Origin of the sequence: Microbulbifer sp. TB1203, assembly GCF_030997045.1 — a bacterium.
Lineage (GTDB): Bacteria > Pseudomonadota > Gammaproteobacteria > Pseudomonadales > Cellvibrionaceae > Microbulbifer.
The window spans coordinates 3,770,788-3,787,186 of the sequence record NZ_CP116899.1 but is presented as its reverse complement, the minus strand read 5'-3'; the positions used below and the strand labels follow the sequence as shown (position 1 = coordinate 3,787,186).

Sequence of the window (16,399 nt, the reverse complement as noted above, 5' to 3'; positions counted from 1 at the left end):
CGGCCCGTTTGCGGAGCTGGAGCTCCGCGGTCCCGGGGTTAGAGCGGTTGGAGTTTGGCCATGGCCACTACCAGCCACTTGCTGCCCGCATCGTCGAAATTGACCTGTACGCGCGCGCGGGGGCCGTTGCCTTCGAACTGTATTACGGTGCCCTCGCCGAATTTGGGGTGCTCCACGCGGCCACCGAGGGCCAGCGGGGGCAGGTCGTCGAAGTCCGGCGCGGGGTCGGACAGGTTGCCGATCTTGCCGTAGTTCGAGTTGAACAAGGGGCGGGAGATTTCGGTTTTCAGGCGCACCTCGTGCACCAGCTCCGGCGGAATTTCGGCGATAAAGCGCGACGGGCTGTTGTAGGTCTCGCTGCCGAACAGGCGGCGGTTTTCCGCGTAGGTGATGTACAGCTTCTGCATCGCTCGGGTGATGCCCACATAGCAGAGGCGGCGCTCCTCCTCCATGCGCCCGGGCTCCTGGGCGGACATCTTGTGCGGGAAGAGGTTTTCCTCCACCCCGGCCATAAACACCAGCGGGAATTCGAGGCCTTTGGCGGAGTGCAGGGTCATCAGCTGTACCGCGTCCTCGAACTCGTCCGCCTGGCCCTCGCCGGCGTCCAGTGCGGCGCTGTCCAGGAACTGGTTGAGCAGCGGCGGCTCCTCTTCGCCTTCGGGCACGTCGATGCCATCGAAGGCGCGGCAGGCGCTGACCAGTTCCTGCAGGTTCTCCACCCGGGTCTGGCCCTTTTCACCCTTTTCCTTGCCGTGGAATTCCAGCAGGCCGCTGCGCTCGATCACATCCTCGGCGATCGCATCCAGCAGTTTGTCTTCGGCATCCGCGGCCAGTTGCTCCACCAGGTTGAGAAAGCTCTGCAACGCATTGCCGGCACGCGCGGACAGTACGCGCTGCTCGATCATCTGCGTCGCGGCTTTCCAGAGGGAACTGCCGTGCTCGCGGGCATAAGACCGCACCGCCTCGACGCTGCGCGCACCTATGCCGCGGGTGGGGGTATTCACCACCCGCTCGAAGGCGGTGTCGTCGTCGCGGCTGGCGATCAGGCGCATATAGGAGAGGGCATTTTTGATTTCCATGCGCTCGTAGAAGCGCTGACCGCCGTAGATGCGGTAGGGTACCTGCTCGCGGAGCAGGGCCTCCTCCAGTACCCGCGACTGGGCATTGGAGCGGTAGAGGATGGCCACGCTGTCGCGGCGGTTGCCGTCGCGCACCCAGTCGTCGATGCGGTCGACGATAAAGCGCGCTTCGTCCTGCTCGTTGTAAGCGGCGTAGACCGCGAGGGGTTCGCCTTCCTCGCCATTGGTCCACAGCTCCTTGCCCAGGCGCCCGGCGTTGTTCGCGATCACCGCGTTGGCGGCGTTGAGGATGGTGGCGGTGGAGCGGTAGTTCTGCTCCAGGCGCACCATCTGCACGTCGTGCATATCCCGAGCGAAGTGCTGGATATTCTCGATTTTGGCCCCGCGCCAGCCGTAGATGGACTGGTCGTCGTCACCCACCGCGGTGATATGGCACTGGTCACCGGCGAGCAGGCGCAGCCAGGCGTATTGGATGGTGTTGGTGTCCTGAAACTCGTCCACCAGGATATGCGGGAAGCGGCGGCGGTAGTGGGCCAGCACGCTGTCGTTGTTCAGCCACAGCTCGTGGGCGCGCAGCAGCAGCTCGCCGAAATCGACGAGACCGCCGCGCTGGCAGGCCTCCTCGTAGGCGAAATAGATGCGCACCATAGTCTGCAGCCAGGGATCGCCGCCGGCATTGATGTAGTGCGGGCGCAGGCCCTCGTCCTTCTGCGAGCCGATCCACCACTGGGTCTCCCGCGGCGACCATTTGGATTCGTCCAGTTGCAGGTCGTTCTGCACCCGCTTGATCAGGCGCAGCTGGTCGTCGGAATCGAGAATCTGGAAGTTCTGCGGCAGGTTGGCCTCTTTCCAGTGGGCCTTGAGCAGCCGGTGGGCCAGGCCGTGGAAGGTGCCCACCCACATGCCGAAGGTGTTTACCCCCAGCAGCTCCTCGATGCGCCCGCGCATCTCGCGGGCGGCCTTGTTGGTAAAGGTGACCGAGAGGATGGAGTAGGGGGAGGCCCCCTCCACCTGCATCAGCCAGGCGATACGATGCACCAGCACGCGGGTCTTGCCGGAGCCGGCGCCGGCCAGTACCAGTTGGTTGCCCGGGGGCGCGGCCACGGCCTCGCGCTGGGCGTCGTTGAGGGGGTCTAGAATCTGCGATACGTCCATGGCGGGGATTGTACCAGAGCCGGGGCCTCTTAAACTGGCTAAATAAACAGGTCCGTGTCTTTGATGGGCACGCTCGCCGGGCCCGTTTTGACTCGCGCCGTCCATGGCGCTCGCCCGCTTCGCGGGCGCCTGCGGCGTCCAAATCGGCGGTCCTGCCGATTTGTGCCCATCTACGCCCTCGAGACCCGGACAGAATGACCGCCCCCGGCAGCACGACCGCCACCGCCTCGGCTAGAACCACTCGCCAGCATCGGGGCTTGCGGCTAAACTGCCAATCCGAATATACAAAGGAAGTCCCGTGAAACCGGCGGAAGTCACGCAGAAAATCAGCGAACAGCTGTCATCCATGCGCAAATCGGAGCGCAAGGTGGCGGAGTATATCCTCGCCAATCCGGACGAGATCATCCATATGCGCATCGTCGACCTGGCCACCGAGGCCCAGGTGAGCGAGCCGACGGTAGTGCGATTCTGCCGCGCGGTGGGCTGTTCCGGCTTCCAGGAGTTCAAGCTGAACCTGGCCCAGCAGTTGGCCTCCAGCCCCAGCTTTGGCCAGATCGCAGTGACCGATACCGACACCATTGCCGAGTACAAGCGCAAGGTGTTCGACTCCACGGTGGACACCTTGCTCAATGTGCGCGACAAGATAGACGCCCGCGCGCTGGAGGCGGCGGTCACCGTTATCGCCGCCGCGAAAAGGGTCGAATTCTTCGGCTTCGGCGCCTCCGGCGCGGTGGCCGCGGACGCCCAGCACAAATTCTTCCGCCTGCAACTGGCCACCGCGGCCCACTCCGATCACCACATGCAGAACATGTCCGCCATGTCCATGGAGCCCGGCGACGTGGTGGTGGCCATCTCCCAGAGCGGGCGCACCAAGGCGCTGCTGCACTCCATGAAAATGGTCAAGGAGCAGGGCGGCACCGTGATCGGCCTGGCGCCGAGCGGTTCGCCGGTGGCCCGGGAGGCAACCATTCCGCTGGAGGTGGATGTAGAAGAGGATATCGAGATCTACACTCCCCTCTCCTCGCGCATCGCCCACCTGGTAGTGATCGACGTGCTCGCCATCGGCGTGGCCCAGCGCAAGGGGCCGCAGTTGCAGGAGCATTTGCTCAAGCTGAAGAAGGGGCTGTACAGCCTGAGGGAAGACAAACCCTGATCGAAAAACAGTTTTTCCCTTATAGGATGGGCAAAGCGAAGCGTGCCCATCAGGGCCGCAGATGATGGGCACGCTTCGCTTTGCCCATCCTACGGGAATCGCCCGGCTCCCGTTCAGCCGGCATAGTGTTTTTTCAGCGCCTCAATAAAGACACTGACCTTCTGCGGGCGCTGTGCCGTAGCGGGAAACACCGCATAGATCCCCCCGCCGGGCAGTTTCCAGTCCGGCAATAGCCGCACCAACCGCCCGGCGGCGATGTCTTCGCCCACCGCGTAATCCGGCAGTACTGCGATGCCCGCGCCCGCCAGCACTGCGGCCTGCACCGCGCCGGTGGTGTTGGCCATGATTGCCGGGTTGAACCGCCGGGTCTCTTCAACACCGTTTGCAGTGAAGGTCCAGTACAGGGGATTGGACAGCACCGATAACCCGACGAAGGGGCACTGCCCCAGTTCCTCGGGCGACTGCGGCAACTCTCCGGAGAACAGCTCCGGCGCCGCCACCAGCCACTCACTGAAATGCGCGATCTGCGCCGCGCGGTGGCTGGAATCCGCCAGCCGGCCGATACGAATGGCCAGGTCTATTCCCTCCGCCACCATATCTATGCGCTGGTCGCTGGAGAGGATCTCCACACGCAGTTCCGGGTATTCCCGGCACAGTTGCGCCGCCAGCGGTGCGACCACCGCGGCCGCGTAGTCCACCGGGCAGGACAGGCGCAGCCTGCCGCGGGGCTGTTGGACGCAACTGCCCACCTGGGAGACGGCCGCTTCCGTATCCCGCAGTATCTTCTCGCAGGCCTCGTAGAACAGGGTCCCGGCCTCGGTCAGGTGCAGCCGGCGGGTGGTGCGCACCAGCAGGTGGGTGCCGATTTCCGCCTCCAGCTTTTGTATATGCGCGCTGACCACCGTCTTCGCCAGCCCCAGGCGCTTCGCCGCCGCAGTGATGGAGCCGGTCTCCACTACCGCCACGAAGACCACCAAGCGGTTGAGATTGATATCCAACAGATTAGCCATTGCCTTTATTGTCCTTCTATACCGAACAAAGATTCCAGATTTAACCATCTTATCAGCACAGTAGTTCGGGACCATACTGCTCTCCGTCGAATCCACAACCCACTTATCGGAGAAAAGACCCATGAAAATTGCACTGATCGGCGCCAGCGGATTTATTGGTTCCAGCCTGCTCACCGAGGCCCTGGAGCGCGACCACCAGGTTACCGCCCTGGTCGCCCACCCGGACAAACTGCAGCCCCGCGACGGCCTGACCGCGGTGGGCATCGACGTGCTCGACACCGGGCGTCTCGCCGATCGGCTGGCCGGCCACGACGCCGTGATCAGCGCCTTCAGCGGCCACGCCCAGGAGGATGTGCGCGGCTATTACGGCCGCGGCATCGAGTCGATCCTCGCAGCAACCAAACGTGCCGGGATAGAACGCCTGCTGGTGGTCGGCGGCGCCGGCAGCCTGGAGGTGGCGCCGGGGGTGCAAATGGTAGACACGCCGGAATTCCCGGCGCAGTGGAAGGAATCCGCGCTGGGCGCGCGCGACACCCTCGAGCGGCTACGCGGTGAAGAGGAACTGGAATGGACCTTCCTGAGCCCGGCGGCGCTGATCGAGCCCGGCGAGCGCACCGGCAATTTCCGCCTCGGCGGCGACCAGTTGCTGGTGGACGGCGAGGGCCAGAGCCGCATCTCGGTACAGGACTACGCCGTGGCAATGATCGACGAACTGGAACAGCCCGCGCACAGCCGCCGGCGGTTTAGCGTGGCTTACTGACCTCCTTTCATACCAGCGGGCCGCTCGGCCCGCTCCGAATGGATGCCGAACTGCGGGACGCATTTGCGGTTATCGTAAATTCGGCAGACGGGGTGCTGTGACCGGAGAACCGGTCGCGATAGACCGGGAAGCCGCCGCTGGCGAAACGCGGGGCGCGCCGCTACCATGGCACCCCCGCAAAGACTTCTCTTCAAAAGTCCGACGCCGCTGCCGGCTCCCCGCCGGAGAACTTTCACCGCTGTACCCGAGCCGATACCTATGCCGCCGATTTCCATGTCCGCCGACAAGACCCCGCCACGCTGGCTGGCGGTGTGGCTGGCGGCGCTGGTGGCACTGACGCCCTTTTCCATCGACAGCTACCTGCCGGCGATCCCGGCCATGGCGGACGCCCTGGGCACCGCCGTTGCGCGGGTACAACACTCGGTATCCAGTTTCCTGCTCGGCTTCGCCATCGGCCAGCTGCTCGGCGGGCCCCTGTCGGATCGCTGGGGCCGGCGTTTGGTCGGCACCATCGGCCTGCTGGTATATATCGCCACCTCGTTGATGGTGCTGTTTGCCAGCCACGTGGATCACCTGATTATCCTGCGTTTTCTGCAGGCAATCGGCGGCGGCTTCGCCACGGTGATCTGCGCGGCAATCGTGCGCGATCTCTATCAGGGACGCGAGGCGGCGAAGATTATTTCCATGATCAGCACCATGATGCTGGTGGCGCCGCTGATCGCGCCGGTGATCGGCTCGCTACTGCTGGTCGCCGCCGGCTGGCAGAGCATCTTTGTTTTCCTGATGCTGTACGGTGCCGCCATGCTGGTACTGGTGCGCTTCCTACTGCCGGAGACGGTTTCGCGCTTTTCCCGCGCGCGGCGCCAGCGTACCTCGAAGAGTTCGCTGGTGCGCAACTACGGCCAGGTGCTGCGCAACCGGCGGGCATTGGGGTTTCTCGCCGCCCAGTCCTGCGTCAGCGGCTCCATGTTTATCTATATCACCACCGCGCCCTTCGTATTCATGGAGTTTTTCGAAGTGCCAGCGAGCCACTTTCCAATTTATTTCGGCATCTGCGTACTGGGATTGATTTGCATGGTGCAGGTGAATATCCGCCTGCTGAATTTTTTTGAGCCGCGCAATATCCTGCTGGTGGGAATTATCTTGCAGGGGTTGGGCTGCGGCCTGCTGCTGCTGGGCACCATGACCGGGGTGAAGGAAATTCTGCTGTGGATGGTACCGCTGGTGCTGGTGATAGCCTGCATCGGCATCACCGGCCCCAACGCCACAGCCTGCTTTCTGGAGTTTTTCCCAAAAATCAGCGGCAGCGCCAACGCCCTTTACGGCGCTACCATTTTCATTACCGGCGGCCTGCTCGGTGGCATAGTGAACGGGTTGCATACCGGCACCCTGGTGCCCATCGCGGGCTCCATGCTGGCCTGCGCCACAGTGGCGCTGCTGGCAGTGGTGTTTGTGGCGCGGGCACGGGAGCCCATCGAGCCGCCCGGGTAACCGGAAGCTGTTTTATTTTTCCTCCAGTAACCCCTCTTCGCGTAGCGCCTGCCGTACCGGTGGGCGCTCGGCCACCCGTTTCTGGTAGGCCTCAAGCTTGGGCCAGCGCAAGGTATCGATGTTGTGCTGATCCAGCCAGTTGGCGATGGTGAACAGATAGGCATCAGCGACGGTGAACTGGTCACCCACCAGGTATTTCCCGTCCAACTCGCTCTCCACATAGTCGAAGCGCTTACTGATACGCTTTTTGGCTTCCTCTTTTTCCTCATCGCTCGCATCCGAAAATAACGGCGCGAAGGCCTTGTGCAGTTCCGTGGAGATAAAATTCAGCCACTCCTGGACGCGATAGCGGTCCAGGCTGCCGCTCTCCGGCAGCAGGCCGGCGTCGGGCTTCTGTTCGGCCATAAACTGCACGATTGTCGGCCCCTCGGTGAGCACTTCACCACCTTCCAGTTGCAGGGTGGGGACATACCCCTTTGGGTTGATCTCGGTGAAGTCGGCGCCGCTTTCCAGCTGGTGGCTCTTCAAGTCCACCTTGCACAGGTCGATATCCAACCCGGCCTCGCGGGCGACGATATGGGGGGAAAGAGAACAGGCGCCAGGGGCGTAATAGAGGTTCATCGCGATACTCCTTTTCAGTGGTGGCTGCGCTTGAGTATAGGCGCTTGCCCAGCGCTAAAAATTGGGGAATCACTGCGGGTAGGAAATCCCGGACCGGAATGGCGGCTGTACTGCTGCGTGTGCTTTTCGCATAGTAACTACTCACCTCGTGGATAACGGGATCGTCAATATCCCTTCCTGTAGGAGCGGCCATGGGCCGCTCCTACAGGAAGGGAGTAGATACTTCGCATATTTATCGGGGAGATTGGATAAAGGTGCGCATGGCGCACCCACAGAGAATCGAGCAGACTATTTTTGCGCTCAATCGCCGATAATTTTTACCAGCACGCGCTTCCTGCGCCTGCCGTCAAACTCGCCGTAAAAGATCTGCTCCCAGGGCCCGAAATCCAACTCGCCGCCGGTGACCGCAACCACAATTTCGCGGCCGAACAGCTGGCGCTTGATGTGGGAGTCGGCGTTGTCCTCGCCGGTGTCGTTGTGGCGGTACTGGTCGATAGGGCCGTAGGGCACCAGCCCGTCGAGGAATTTTTCGAAGTCGCGGTGCAGGCCGGGTTCATCGTCGTTGACAAACACCGAGGCGGAGATGTGCATTGCATTGACCAGGCACAGGCCTTCGCGGATGCCGCTCTCACCCAGGGCCTGCTCTACCTGTGGGGTGATGTTGATAAATTCGGTGCGTTTTTTGGTGTTGAACCAGAGTTCCTTGCGGTGGGATTTCATTCTCATTGCTCCCCTCGGTTGATCGGTGGGCCGGGGCGCTGGCGCGCCCGACCCAGCCTATCGTATCAACCGCGATGGTGGGGAGCCGAATAGTCCAGCTCCGGCCCCTTGGGCACTATGCCGGTGGGATTGATATTGCCGTGGCTGCCGTAGTAGTGGGTTTTGATATGGTGAAAATCCACCGTGCCGGCGACGCCGGGCCACTGGTACAGCTCGCGCAGGTAGCCCCAGAGGTTTTCATAGTCCGCCAGGCGCTGCTTGTTGCACTTGAAGTGGCCGTGGTAGACGGCGTCGAAGCGGATCAGGGTGGTAAACAGGCGCCAGTCCGCCTCGGTGATCCGGTCGCCGGCCAGGTAGCGGTTATTCCCCAGCCGCTGTTCCAGTTGGTCCAGTGTGCTGAACAGCCGTTCGTACGCGTGCTCATAGGCTTCCTGGGTAGTGGCAAAGCCAGCACGATAGACGCCGTTGTTTATATTTTCGTAGACGATGCCGTTGGTTGCATCGATATCACCGCGCAGTTCCCGCGGGTAGTAGTCGTCGTCATTGCCGGTGAGCCCATTAAAGGCACTGTTGAACATGCGGATGATTTCCGACGACTCGTTGCTGACCACGCGCTCGCGCTGTTTGTCCCACAGCAGCGGCACGGTAACCCGGCCGCTGTAATCGCTGCGGTTCCTGGTATACAGCTGGTGCAGGTAGTCGGAGTCGTAGAGGGCATCGCCGCTGCTGCCTTCATCGGTATCGAAGGTCCAGCCGTGCTCAAGCATATAGGGGCTCACCACCGATACGCCGATGATGTCTTCAAGCCCTTTCAGTTTGCGGAAGATCAGCGTGCGGTGCGCCCAGGGACAGGCGAGGGAGACGTAGAGATGGTAGCGATCCTTTTCCGCCGGGAAACCGCCCTCGCCGCTGGGGCCGGCACTGCCATCCGCAGTGATCCAGTTGCGCAGCTGCGCGGCCTCGCGCACAAATTCGCCGTGACTTTTTTCCGTATCGTACCAACGGTCCCGCCACTGGCCTTTCACCAGTAAACCCAAGGTTATCTCCTCGTGAGTGGATTGTTCATGGGAAGTGCGCGGGTTTCCACCCGCGCGCACGGATCGCTATTTATTTTTGCGTCTGAGGATGTGATCCAGGCTGAGCCTGCCGCCACCGACGCAGGCCAGGATAATGAAGCCGCCGGCAATACTGATGTTTTTCATGAAGTTGATCATCTGCATCTGATCGTCGGGCACATAGTGGAACATCGCGGCGGTAGCCAGGGTGAACAGCGCCAACAGCAGGGCCGCCCAGCGGGTGAAGAAGCCGAGCAATACCGCCAGGCCGCCGCCCAGCTCCACCAGAATCACCAGGGGAAGCAGTGCACCCGGGACACCGGCAGATTCCATGTAGGCCTGGGTGTCCCCGTATCCGCCGATCTTTCCCCAGCCGGCGAGGACAAACATTACCGCCATCATTGCGCGGCCGAGCAGTTTGCTCCAATCGCAGAAATTTCCTTCAGTCATTGCTGAATCCTCAGTGAGATCAGTCAATAAGTAATAGCGCAACTGCCGTCAGTCTAGTTCTATTTTTTACTGAAAAAACCGCAAAAATTTGCGGAAAACTTTCGATTTAATAGCGTCTAATCCATCGGCCCCAGGCCCTGCCGCAGCACATCGATCAGGTAGCCGGCGGCGGGGCCGCATTTGTCGGCGTCGGCGTACACCAGATAGACGGTGACACTGCGCTCCCAGGGCTCCTCGGTGGACAGTGGCAGCAGCCGGTCCGCAGACAGAGAATCCCGGATGCGCGTCTCCGGCAGCCAGGCGAAGCCGAGGCCGCGCTCGATCAGATCGATGGAGGTCTGTACGTTGGTGACGGTAATGCGCTGGTCGGAACCCAACCAGCCGGCATCCTGGCGATTTTTAACCGCCGAATCACGGATTACTATCTGCCGGCAACCCTTGAGATCTTTGCGCGCCACCGGGCGGCCCAGGTGGTGCAGGGGATGTTGCGGGTGGGCCACCGGCAGGAAGCGCACCCGGGCCACCGGCTCGCCGACAAATCCCTGGGGCACCCGCGCGGACAGGATAAAGTCCGCCTGTTGCTGGAGCAGCAGCTCCTCGGCGCCGGACAGCACCGTTTCGCGCAGTTCCAGGCGGGTGTGGGGAAACTGTTCGGCGAAGCGCTCCACGGCACCCAGCAGGCACTCGTAATCGAAGATCACGTCCACCGCCAGGGTGAGCACCGCTTCCTCGCCGCCAGCCAGGCTGTCGGCCACCGCCTCCAGCGCCTCCGCCTCGTTGAGCAGGCCGCCGGCGCGGGCCAGCAGGATGCGCCCGGCGTCGGTCAGCTCCGCCTTGCGCCCGCGCACCTCCAGCAGCGCCACCCCCAGGCTCTCCTGCAGCTTGTGCACCGCATGGTTGATGGACGACTGGCTCTTGTGCACCGCCTGCGCGGCCTGGGAGAAGCCGCCGTGCTCCACCACCGACTGGAACATGCGCCACTGTTCGAGGGTTACTTTGGCCATAGGAATTCTCTTTCCATGCTTTATTAACCGATTTATTCGAACATAAGATGCGAGTATTTGCCATTTTTTATCGAATAAGGCGGCATATACTGGCATCAAACCGGAGGTATTTATGCAAGACTTTACGCTCAGACCCGGCGCCCGCCCGCTGCTGCGGGGCGTCGCCAGCCAGGCTTCCGCCGACGGCGCGGGGGTGAAAATCCAGCGCGTGGCCGGCTTCCAGAGCCCGGACTTCAGCCCCTTCCTGATGCTGGACGAGATCCGTTCGGACAACGCCGACGACTATATCGCCGGCTTCCCCCCGCACCCGCACCGGGGTATCGAGACCCTCACCTATATGCTGAATGGGGAGTTCGAGCACCGCGACCACCTGGGTAACCGCGGCGCCGTATCCACCGGCGGCGCCCAGTGGATGCGCGCCGGGCGCGGCATTGTGCACTCGGAGATGCCGGCGGCGGGAGAGGGCGGCATGCACGGGTTCCAGCTGTGGATCAACATGGCCGCGGCGGACAAAATGAATAAACCCACTTGGCGGGATATCCAGGCGGCGGAAATTCCGGAGCTGCCGCTGGACGGGCAGGGTTCACAGATTCGCCTGATCGCCGGCCGGTGGACGATCGATGGCGAGGATAAATCTGCGCCGCTGACGGACGCGGCGGCCGAGGCGGCAGTGGCGGATATCCGTCTGGCGGAGGACGCCGAGGTACAGCTACCGCTCCCGGCAGAGCACAGCGTGCTGGTATTCGTGTACAGCGGTGCGCTTGTCACCGAGCGCGGCGGCATTCCGCGGGGCAATATGTTGTTGTACGGTGCCGGCGAATCATTACAATTGCGCGCCCAAGACCAGGAAAATGGCGAGGGAGCCGGCCTGCTGTGCCTGCACGGCCTGCCCCTGCGCGAACCCATCGCCCATTACGGTCCCTTCGTGATGAACAGCCGCGAGGAAATCGACCAGGCGCTGCGCGACTACAATAACGGCACACTCACCGACTGACCGCCTTCCCCTGTAGGAGCGGGCCATGCCCGCGATCGGTTTTTTGTTAAAACCCCCGCCGATCGCGGGCATGGCCCGCTCCTACAGAGATAGTCCGGCATTCCCAGCAACCCCGAGAAGTGAGCCCGTACGCGCGATATGGAAGTCTATTACACCTTTTGTTTCCTGGCGGCCATCTCGGTGTTCCTGGGCTTCCTCAACCAGTATGTGCTGCGCGCTCAAACCACCATCGCCATCACCGCGGGGGCCCTGGGCCTGTCGCTGGTGGTAATCCTGCTCGGCAAGCTGGACCTGGTGGAGCTGCGCGACTGGGCCGATCAGTTGCTGCCGCTGCTGAACCTGCAGGACCTGTTGCTCAAGGGCATGCTCGGCTTCCTGCTGTTCGCCGGCAGCCTGCATATCGACCTGCTGGAACTGCGCAACCAGAAACTGGAAATCACTCTGCTGGCGATAGTGGGCACGCTGATCTCCACCTTCGCGGTGGGCGTGCTGCTCTACTGGTTCCTGCAGTTTGTAGGCATGCCAGTGGCCTTCGTCTACTGCCTGCTGTTCGGCGCGCTCATCTCCCCCACCGACCCCATCGCCGTGCTGGCGATTATCAAGAGCCTCAAGGCCCCGGAGCAGATCGCCATCCAGGTGGAGGGGGAGTCTCTGTTCAACGACGGCTTCGGACTGGTGGTTTTCACGGTGATCTTCGCGGTGGCGTTCCAGGGCGGCCAGCCGACGTTGCCGGCAGTGGCGGAGCTGTTCGCGGTGGAAGCGCTCGGCGGGGTGGCGCTGGGACTGGCCATCGGCGGTCTGTTCCACTGGCTGATCTGTTCCACCGACGACCACAGCCTGGAATTGCTGCTGACCCTGGTCATCCCTACCGCGGGCTTTTCCCTGTCCAACGTTCTCGGCGTGTCCGGCGCCCTGGCGATGGTGGTGAGCGGCATCATCATAGGCAACTTCACCCGCGAGCAGGGGTTTTCCCGGGTGAGCCAGCACGAGCTGGACAACTTCTGGAGCACCACCGAGGACTTTATGAACGGCCTGCTGTTCCTGCTGGTGGGGCTGTTCCTGATCACCATCGACCTGCGCGCCTTCGACTACCTGCTGATCGCCGCCGCCATCGTCATAGTGCTGCTGGCGCGCACCCTGGCGGTGACCGTACCCTTCACCCTGCTGAAGATGCACCGCCGGTACCATCCCTACAGCGAGCGCATCCTGATCTGGGGCGGCCTGCGCGGCGGCCTGGCGCTGGCCTTGGCGATGTCCATTCCCGCCGGCCATATCACCATCCAGGACCAGGACTTGCGCCACCTGTGGGTAGTGATGACCTACGGCGTGGTACTCTTCTCCATCGTAGTGCAGGGCTCCACCATAGCGCCGCTGATCCGGCGCAGCCGCAACATCGCCGAGCCGGAGCGGGCCGCCGCCACTTCCGAATAACACACAACAACAATCTCTATGGAAAACAGTTTCCTGCTGCAGGCAGCAATTTACCTGGCCGCCGCGGTGGTCGCCGTCCCCCTGTCCAAACGCCTGGGCCTGGGCTCGGTGCTTGGCTACCTGCTCGCCGGTGTGCTGATCGGCCCCTACGCGCTGGGGCTGGTGGGGGACGCCAGCGAGGAGATGCACGTGGCCGAATTCGGCGTGGCGCTGATGCTGTTCCTGATCGGCCTGGAATTGCAGCCGCGCAAGCTGTGGCAGTTGCGCGGCGCCATCCTCGGCATGGGCGGCGCGCAGGTACTGCTTACCGCCGCCGCGGTGGCCGCACTGTTGCTGCTGCTGTTTGCGCAGGACTGGCGCACCGCCGTGGCCATCGGCCTGATCCTGGCGCTGTCTTCCACCGCCATCGTGCTGCAATCCCTGAGCGAGAAAAAACTGCTCAAGACCCAGGGTGGTCGCAGCGCCTTCGCGGTGCTGCTGTTACAGGATATCGCCGTCATCCCGATACTGGCGCTGCTGCCACTGCTGGCGGGAACCGCACCGGAGGCAGAGGCCGGAGGACTCGACGGCTGGCGCTACGCCCTGGCGGTAATCGGCACAATCGCCGCTTTCGCCCTGGCCGGCCGATACTTGCTGGGGCCTTTGCTGCGCCTGGTGGCGGGCAGCGAACTGCGCGAGATGTTTACCGCCAGCGCGCTATTGATCGTGGTGGCATCGGCGGCGGTCATGCTGTGGCTGGGGTTGTCCCCGGCCCTGGGTACTTTCCTCGCCGGAGTGATCCTGGCGGAGAGCGAGTTCCGCCACGAGCTGGAAGCGGATATCCAGCCGTTCAAGGGATTGCTGCTGGGGCTTTTCTTCCTCGCCGTCGGCGCCAACCTGAATCTCCACTTGGTGATGGAGTACCCGCTGCTGTTGCCGGGCCTGGCGCTGCTGCTGGTAGTGGTGAAGTGTGCGGTGCTGTTTGCGTTGGCGCGCGTGGCGGGAATGTCCCGCGGCGAGGACTGGCTGTTTGCGCTGTCCCTGGCGCAGGCGGGGGAGTTCGGGTTCGTGCTGGTGTCCTTCGCCGCCGGGCAGCGGGTGCTGGACGGCACTACCGGCAACCTGTTGGTGGCACTGATCGCCCTGTCCATGGTGCTTACGCCGGTGCTGCTGCTGGTCTACGAGCGCTTTATCCAGCCCCGCTACCTGCGCGGCGGCGAGAGAGAACGGGAGGACGAGGAACCGCCGGTGGATTCCGGCTCGCCGGTGATCATCGTCGGCTACGGCCGCTTCGGGCAGATTGCCGGGCGCCTGCTCAACGCCTGCGGCTTCGACACCACCCTGCTGGAACGCAACGCGGAACAGCTGGACATGGTGCGCCGCTACGGTATCCAGGCCTACTACGGCGACGCCTCGCGGGAGGACCTGCTGCGCGCCGCCGGCGCCCGCAACGCCAGGCTGGTGATCCTCACCCTGAGCGACCAGGCGGCTTCCCTGGAAATCGTCGCCCAGTTGCAGAAACACTTTCCCCACTTGGCCATCCTCGCCCGGGCCCGCAACCGCATGCACCACTATGCGCTGATGGAGGCGGGCGTGCCCTATATCTTCCGCGAGACGGTGGACTCGGCCCTGAGCATCGGCGAGAAGGCGCTGGAGTTGTTGGGCCTGAGCCCGCTGCAGGCCCGGCGCGTGGCTCGCAAGTTCAAGCAGCACGACCAGCGCATGCTGGAATCCCTGTTCCCCTACTGGCGGGACGAATCCCGGCATATCGCCGAGACGCGGATCTACCGCGAACAACTGCTGCAGGCGCTGCGCGAGGACCGGCGGGACAAGGATTTGCACCTGGATCATTACTGGGAGGAGTCCAGGCCCGGGCTCTAGATTATTCAAACATTTCCGGCTGTTCGGCGCAGATCACGTCGTATAGCGGCTGGAAGCTGAAAAGCCCCGCCAGTTCGGTCCCCACTACCGCCCGTGTGCGGATCGCCACCTCCGAATCGATCAATTTCGGCCTGCCGGCGGCCTCGGCGAGCAGTTGCGCCTGGCAGCTGCGTTCCATGGTGATATACCACCAGGCAGCCTCGTCCACCGATTTGCCCACTGTGAGCAGGCCGTGGTTCTGCAGGATCAGCGCCTTCCTGTTGCCCAGCGCCTTCGCCAGCGCCTCGCCTTCGCCCATCTCCAACACCACGCCGGAGAAGGTGTCGAGCAGGCCGTGGTCGCCGTAGAAGGCACAGGCATCCTGGGTGATAGGGTCCAGCAATCGGCCCAGGGTGGACCAGGCCTTGCCGTACAGGGAATGGGCGTGGGCCGCGGCCACCACGTCCGGGCGCATCTTGTGGATATGGGAGTGGATGGTGAAAGCCGCGCCGTTCAGGTAGCCGTCCCCCTCCACCACCTCGCCCTTGTGATTCACCAACAGCAGATCCGACAGTTTCAACAGTTTGAAGGAAACTCCCATGGGATTAACCCAGAAGTGATCCTCGTGTTCCGGATCGCGCACGGTGATATGCCCGGCCACCCCCTCGTCGAAACCGAATTTGCCGAACAGGCGAAAGGCGGCGGTGAGTTTTCGTTTGCGCTCCTCGCGCACCTGCTCCGGCGGCTGGGTCGTCTCCCCCAGCAGCATGTTCATATTGCCGTTCATCAGGATGGGGTTGGAATCTTCCGTGTCCTTATTTTTTTCCACAGTGGTCATAAGCCGGCCCTTTCGTTGAGTTTGGGTACCGCTGGGGAGCCGTTATAGCACGACTTTTCAGCAGCAGACAGGCAAGCTGACTATTTGACGGCTACGACCACCAACTCTAATATATCCAATAGGGATATACCATATTGGAGGAATGGCCTGTGACCACCAAAGCCGGCGTTTTCATGTCGAACAAAACGCAAGCCGTGCGGCTGCCCAAGGATGTGGCGCTGCCCGACAACGTCAAGCAGGTAGAGATTGTCCGCATGGGGCGGGCCCGCCTGATAGTACCGGTTGACGACAGCTGGGACTCCTGGTTTGCCGGCGAGGGCGTCACCGACGATTTTATGGACAGCCGTGACCAACCAGACGCACAGGAAAGGGAAGACCTCTGATGCTGAGATACATGCTGGATACCAACACGGTAATCTATGTGCTGAAGAACCGGCCCGAAAAGGCCCGCCGGGCCTTCAACGCGCACCACGGGCAGATGTGCATATCCACCGTGACTCTGATGGAACTTATGTACGGCGCCTCGGTTTCCAGTGATCCGGACCGCAACACAAGAGAGGTCGAGAGCTTCACTGCACGGCTGGATGTGCTGCCCTATAACGAAGCGGCAGCCGTCCATACCGGTGAGATTCGAGCCGACCTCAAGAGAAGCGGCAGAAAGGACGCCTCGTACGACAGCATGATCGCGGGGCACGCCCGCTCCAGAGGGCTTGTCGTGATGACAAATAATGTGAAGGACTTTAAGCGGTTCGATGGGGTCAGGACTGCCAATTGGCTCAAATAACGGCCGTTCGGGGTA

16 protein-coding genes are annotated in these 16,399 nt (G+C 62.7%); 8 read left to right on the top strand and 8 right to left on the bottom strand.

All coding sequences use genetic code 11. The features are described from left to right. Positions 1 to 38 precede the first annotated feature (38 nt). Positions 39 to 2,234 (bottom strand): DNA helicase II, encoded by a 2,196-nt coding sequence (gene uvrD / locus PP263_RS16000; protein WP_308364693.1) that lies wholly within the window; start codon positions 2,232 to 2,234, stop codon positions 39 to 41. Positions 2,235 to 2,532: 298 nt separating this feature from the next. On the opposite strand from uvrD, the gene hexR reads away from it, so the two are divergent. Continuing rightward, positions 2,533 to 3,387, top strand: coding sequence for a transcriptional regulator HexR (hexR, locus tag PP263_RS15995; RefSeq protein WP_183460139.1), 855 nt, complete (start codon positions 2,533 to 2,535; stop codon positions 3,385 to 3,387). A 113-nt stretch (positions 3,388 to 3,500) separates the two neighbouring features. On the opposite strand, the gene PP263_RS15990 is transcribed toward hexR, so the two are convergent. Beyond that, on the bottom strand, positions 3,501 to 4,397 hold the full coding sequence (locus tag PP263_RS15990; protein ID WP_308364690.1) for a LysR family transcriptional regulator: 897 nt from the start codon (positions 4,395 to 4,397) through the stop codon (positions 3,501 to 3,503). Positions 4,398 to 4,518: 121 nt separating this feature from the next. On the opposite strand from PP263_RS15990, the gene PP263_RS15985 reads away from it, so the two are divergent. Together PP263_RS15985 and PP263_RS15980 are read left to right on the top strand one after the other, a co-directional pair. Continuing rightward, positions 4,519 to 5,157 carry an NAD(P)-dependent oxidoreductase gene (locus PP263_RS15985; RefSeq protein WP_308364689.1) on the top strand — a complete coding sequence of 213 codons (639 nt, stop codon included), beginning with the start codon at positions 4,519 to 4,521 and terminating at the stop codon, positions 5,155 to 5,157. Positions 5,158 to 5,415: 258 nt separating this feature from the next. Beyond that, positions 5,416 to 6,648, top strand: coding sequence for a multidrug effflux MFS transporter (locus PP263_RS15980; protein ID WP_308364687.1), 1,233 nt, complete (start codon positions 5,416 to 5,418; stop codon positions 6,646 to 6,648). Positions 6,649 to 6,660: 12 nt separating this feature from the next. Here PP263_RS15980 and gstA read toward each other — a convergent pair whose 3' ends face one another. From gstA to PP263_RS15955, 5 genes are all read right to left on the bottom strand, one after another. Continuing rightward, entirely contained in the window at positions 6,661 to 7,269 is a 609-nt protein-coding gene (gstA, locus tag PP263_RS15975) for a glutathione transferase GstA (protein WP_308364685.1), read from the bottom strand. A 300-nt stretch (positions 7,270 to 7,569) separates the two neighbouring features. Then, on the bottom strand, positions 7,570 to 7,989 hold the full coding sequence (locus PP263_RS15970) for a secondary thiamine-phosphate synthase enzyme YjbQ (RefSeq protein WP_308364683.1): 420 nt from the start codon (positions 7,987 to 7,989) through the stop codon (positions 7,570 to 7,572). A gap of 65 nt (positions 7,990 to 8,054) precedes the next feature. Then, a complete protein-coding gene (locus PP263_RS15965; protein WP_308364682.1) occupies positions 8,055 to 9,026 on the bottom strand; it encodes a glutathione S-transferase family protein in 972 nt (323 codons plus the stop codon). A 66-nt stretch (positions 9,027 to 9,092) separates the two neighbouring features. Then, complete coding sequence (locus PP263_RS15960; protein ID WP_308364681.1) at positions 9,093 to 9,494, bottom strand: DoxX family protein; 402 nt, start codon at positions 9,492 to 9,494, stop codon at positions 9,093 to 9,095. A 116-nt stretch (positions 9,495 to 9,610) separates the two neighbouring features. After that, complete coding sequence (locus tag PP263_RS15955; RefSeq protein ID WP_308364680.1) at positions 9,611 to 10,498, bottom strand: LysR family transcriptional regulator; 888 nt, start codon at positions 10,496 to 10,498, stop codon at positions 9,611 to 9,613. Between the two features lie 112 nt (positions 10,499 to 10,610). Here PP263_RS15955 and PP263_RS15950 point away from each other — a divergent pair, with 112 nt between their 5' ends. The 3 genes from PP263_RS15950 to PP263_RS15940 all read left to right on the top strand — a co-directional run bounded on the left by PP263_RS15950 (position 10,611) and on the right by PP263_RS15940 (position 14,783). Further along, positions 10,611 to 11,492, top strand: coding sequence for a pirin family protein (locus tag PP263_RS15950; RefSeq protein WP_308364679.1), 882 nt, complete (start codon positions 10,611 to 10,613; stop codon positions 11,490 to 11,492). 138 nt (positions 11,493 to 11,630) lie between these two features. Beyond that, a complete protein-coding gene (locus PP263_RS15945) occupies positions 11,631 to 12,923 on the top strand; it encodes a sodium:proton antiporter (protein WP_308364678.1) in 1,293 nt (430 codons plus the stop codon). An 18-nt stretch (positions 12,924 to 12,941) separates the two neighbouring features. Then, positions 12,942 to 14,783, top strand: coding sequence for a monovalent cation:proton antiporter-2 (CPA2) family protein (locus PP263_RS15940; protein WP_308364677.1), 1,842 nt, complete (start codon positions 12,942 to 12,944; stop codon positions 14,781 to 14,783). A 1-nt stretch (position 14,784) separates the two neighbouring features. Here PP263_RS15940 and PP263_RS15935 read toward each other — a convergent pair whose 3' ends face one another. Further along, the gene (locus PP263_RS15935; RefSeq protein WP_308364676.1) at positions 14,785 to 15,600 is read right to left on the bottom strand and encodes a class II aldolase/adducin family protein; all 816 of its coding nucleotides are present in this window, start codon (positions 15,598 to 15,600) and stop codon (positions 14,785 to 14,787) included. Between the two features lie 149 nt (positions 15,601 to 15,749). On the opposite strand from PP263_RS15935, the gene vapB reads away from it, so the two are divergent. Both vapB and vapC read left to right on the top strand, forming a co-directional pair. Beyond that, positions 15,750 to 15,983 (top strand): type II toxin-antitoxin system VapB family antitoxin, encoded by a 234-nt coding sequence (gene vapB / locus PP263_RS15930; protein ID WP_374693668.1) that lies wholly within the window; start codon positions 15,750 to 15,752, stop codon positions 15,981 to 15,983. Next, positions 15,983 to 16,384, top strand: coding sequence for a tRNA(fMet)-specific endonuclease VapC (gene vapC, locus PP263_RS15925; protein ID WP_308364674.1), 402 nt, complete (start codon positions 15,983 to 15,985; stop codon positions 16,382 to 16,384). The genes vapB and vapC overlap by 1 nt, the downstream gene beginning before the upstream one ends. The last annotated feature ends 15 nt before the right edge of the window (positions 16,385 to 16,399 follow it).

Excerpts from the sequence above, each read along its gene's own strand:
- uvrD (WP_308364693.1), bottom strand. The coding sequence starts at position 2,234 with ATGGACGTATCGCAGATTCTAGACCCCCTCAACGACGCCCAGCGCGAG.
- PP263_RS15990 (WP_308364690.1), bottom strand. The coding sequence starts at position 4,397 with ATGGCTAATCTGTTGGATATCAATCTCAACCGCTTGGTGGTCTTCGTG.
- PP263_RS15985 (WP_308364689.1), top strand. The coding sequence starts at position 4,519 with ATGAAAATTGCACTGATCGGCGCCAGCGGATTTATTGGTTCCAGCCTG.
- PP263_RS15980 (WP_308364687.1), top strand. The coding sequence starts at position 5,416 with ATGCCGCCGATTTCCATGTCCGCCGACAAGACCCCGCCACGCTGGCTG.
- gstA (WP_308364685.1), bottom strand. The coding sequence starts at position 7,269 with ATGAACCTCTATTACGCCCCTGGCGCCTGTTCTCTTTCCCCCCATATC.
- PP263_RS15970 (WP_308364683.1), bottom strand. The coding sequence starts at position 7,989 with ATGAAATCCCACCGCAAGGAACTCTGGTTCAACACCAAAAAACGCACC.
- PP263_RS15960 (WP_308364681.1), bottom strand. The coding sequence starts at position 9,494 with ATGACTGAAGGAAATTTCTGCGATTGGAGCAAACTGCTCGGCCGCGCA.
- PP263_RS15955 (WP_308364680.1), bottom strand. The coding sequence starts at position 10,498 with ATGGCCAAAGTAACCCTCGAACAGTGGCGCATGTTCCAGTCGGTGGTG.
- PP263_RS15950 (WP_308364679.1), top strand. The coding sequence starts at position 10,611 with ATGCAAGACTTTACGCTCAGACCCGGCGCCCGCCCGCTGCTGCGGGGC.
- PP263_RS15945 (WP_308364678.1), top strand. The coding sequence starts at position 11,631 with ATGGAAGTCTATTACACCTTTTGTTTCCTGGCGGCCATCTCGGTGTTC.
- PP263_RS15940 (WP_308364677.1), top strand. The coding sequence starts at position 12,942 with ATGGAAAACAGTTTCCTGCTGCAGGCAGCAATTTACCTGGCCGCCGCG.
- PP263_RS15935 (WP_308364676.1), bottom strand. The coding sequence starts at position 15,600 with ATGACCACTGTGGAAAAAAATAAGGACACGGAAGATTCCAACCCCATC.
- vapC (WP_308364674.1), top strand. The coding sequence starts at position 15,983 with ATGCTGAGATACATGCTGGATACCAACACGGTAATCTATGTGCTGAAG.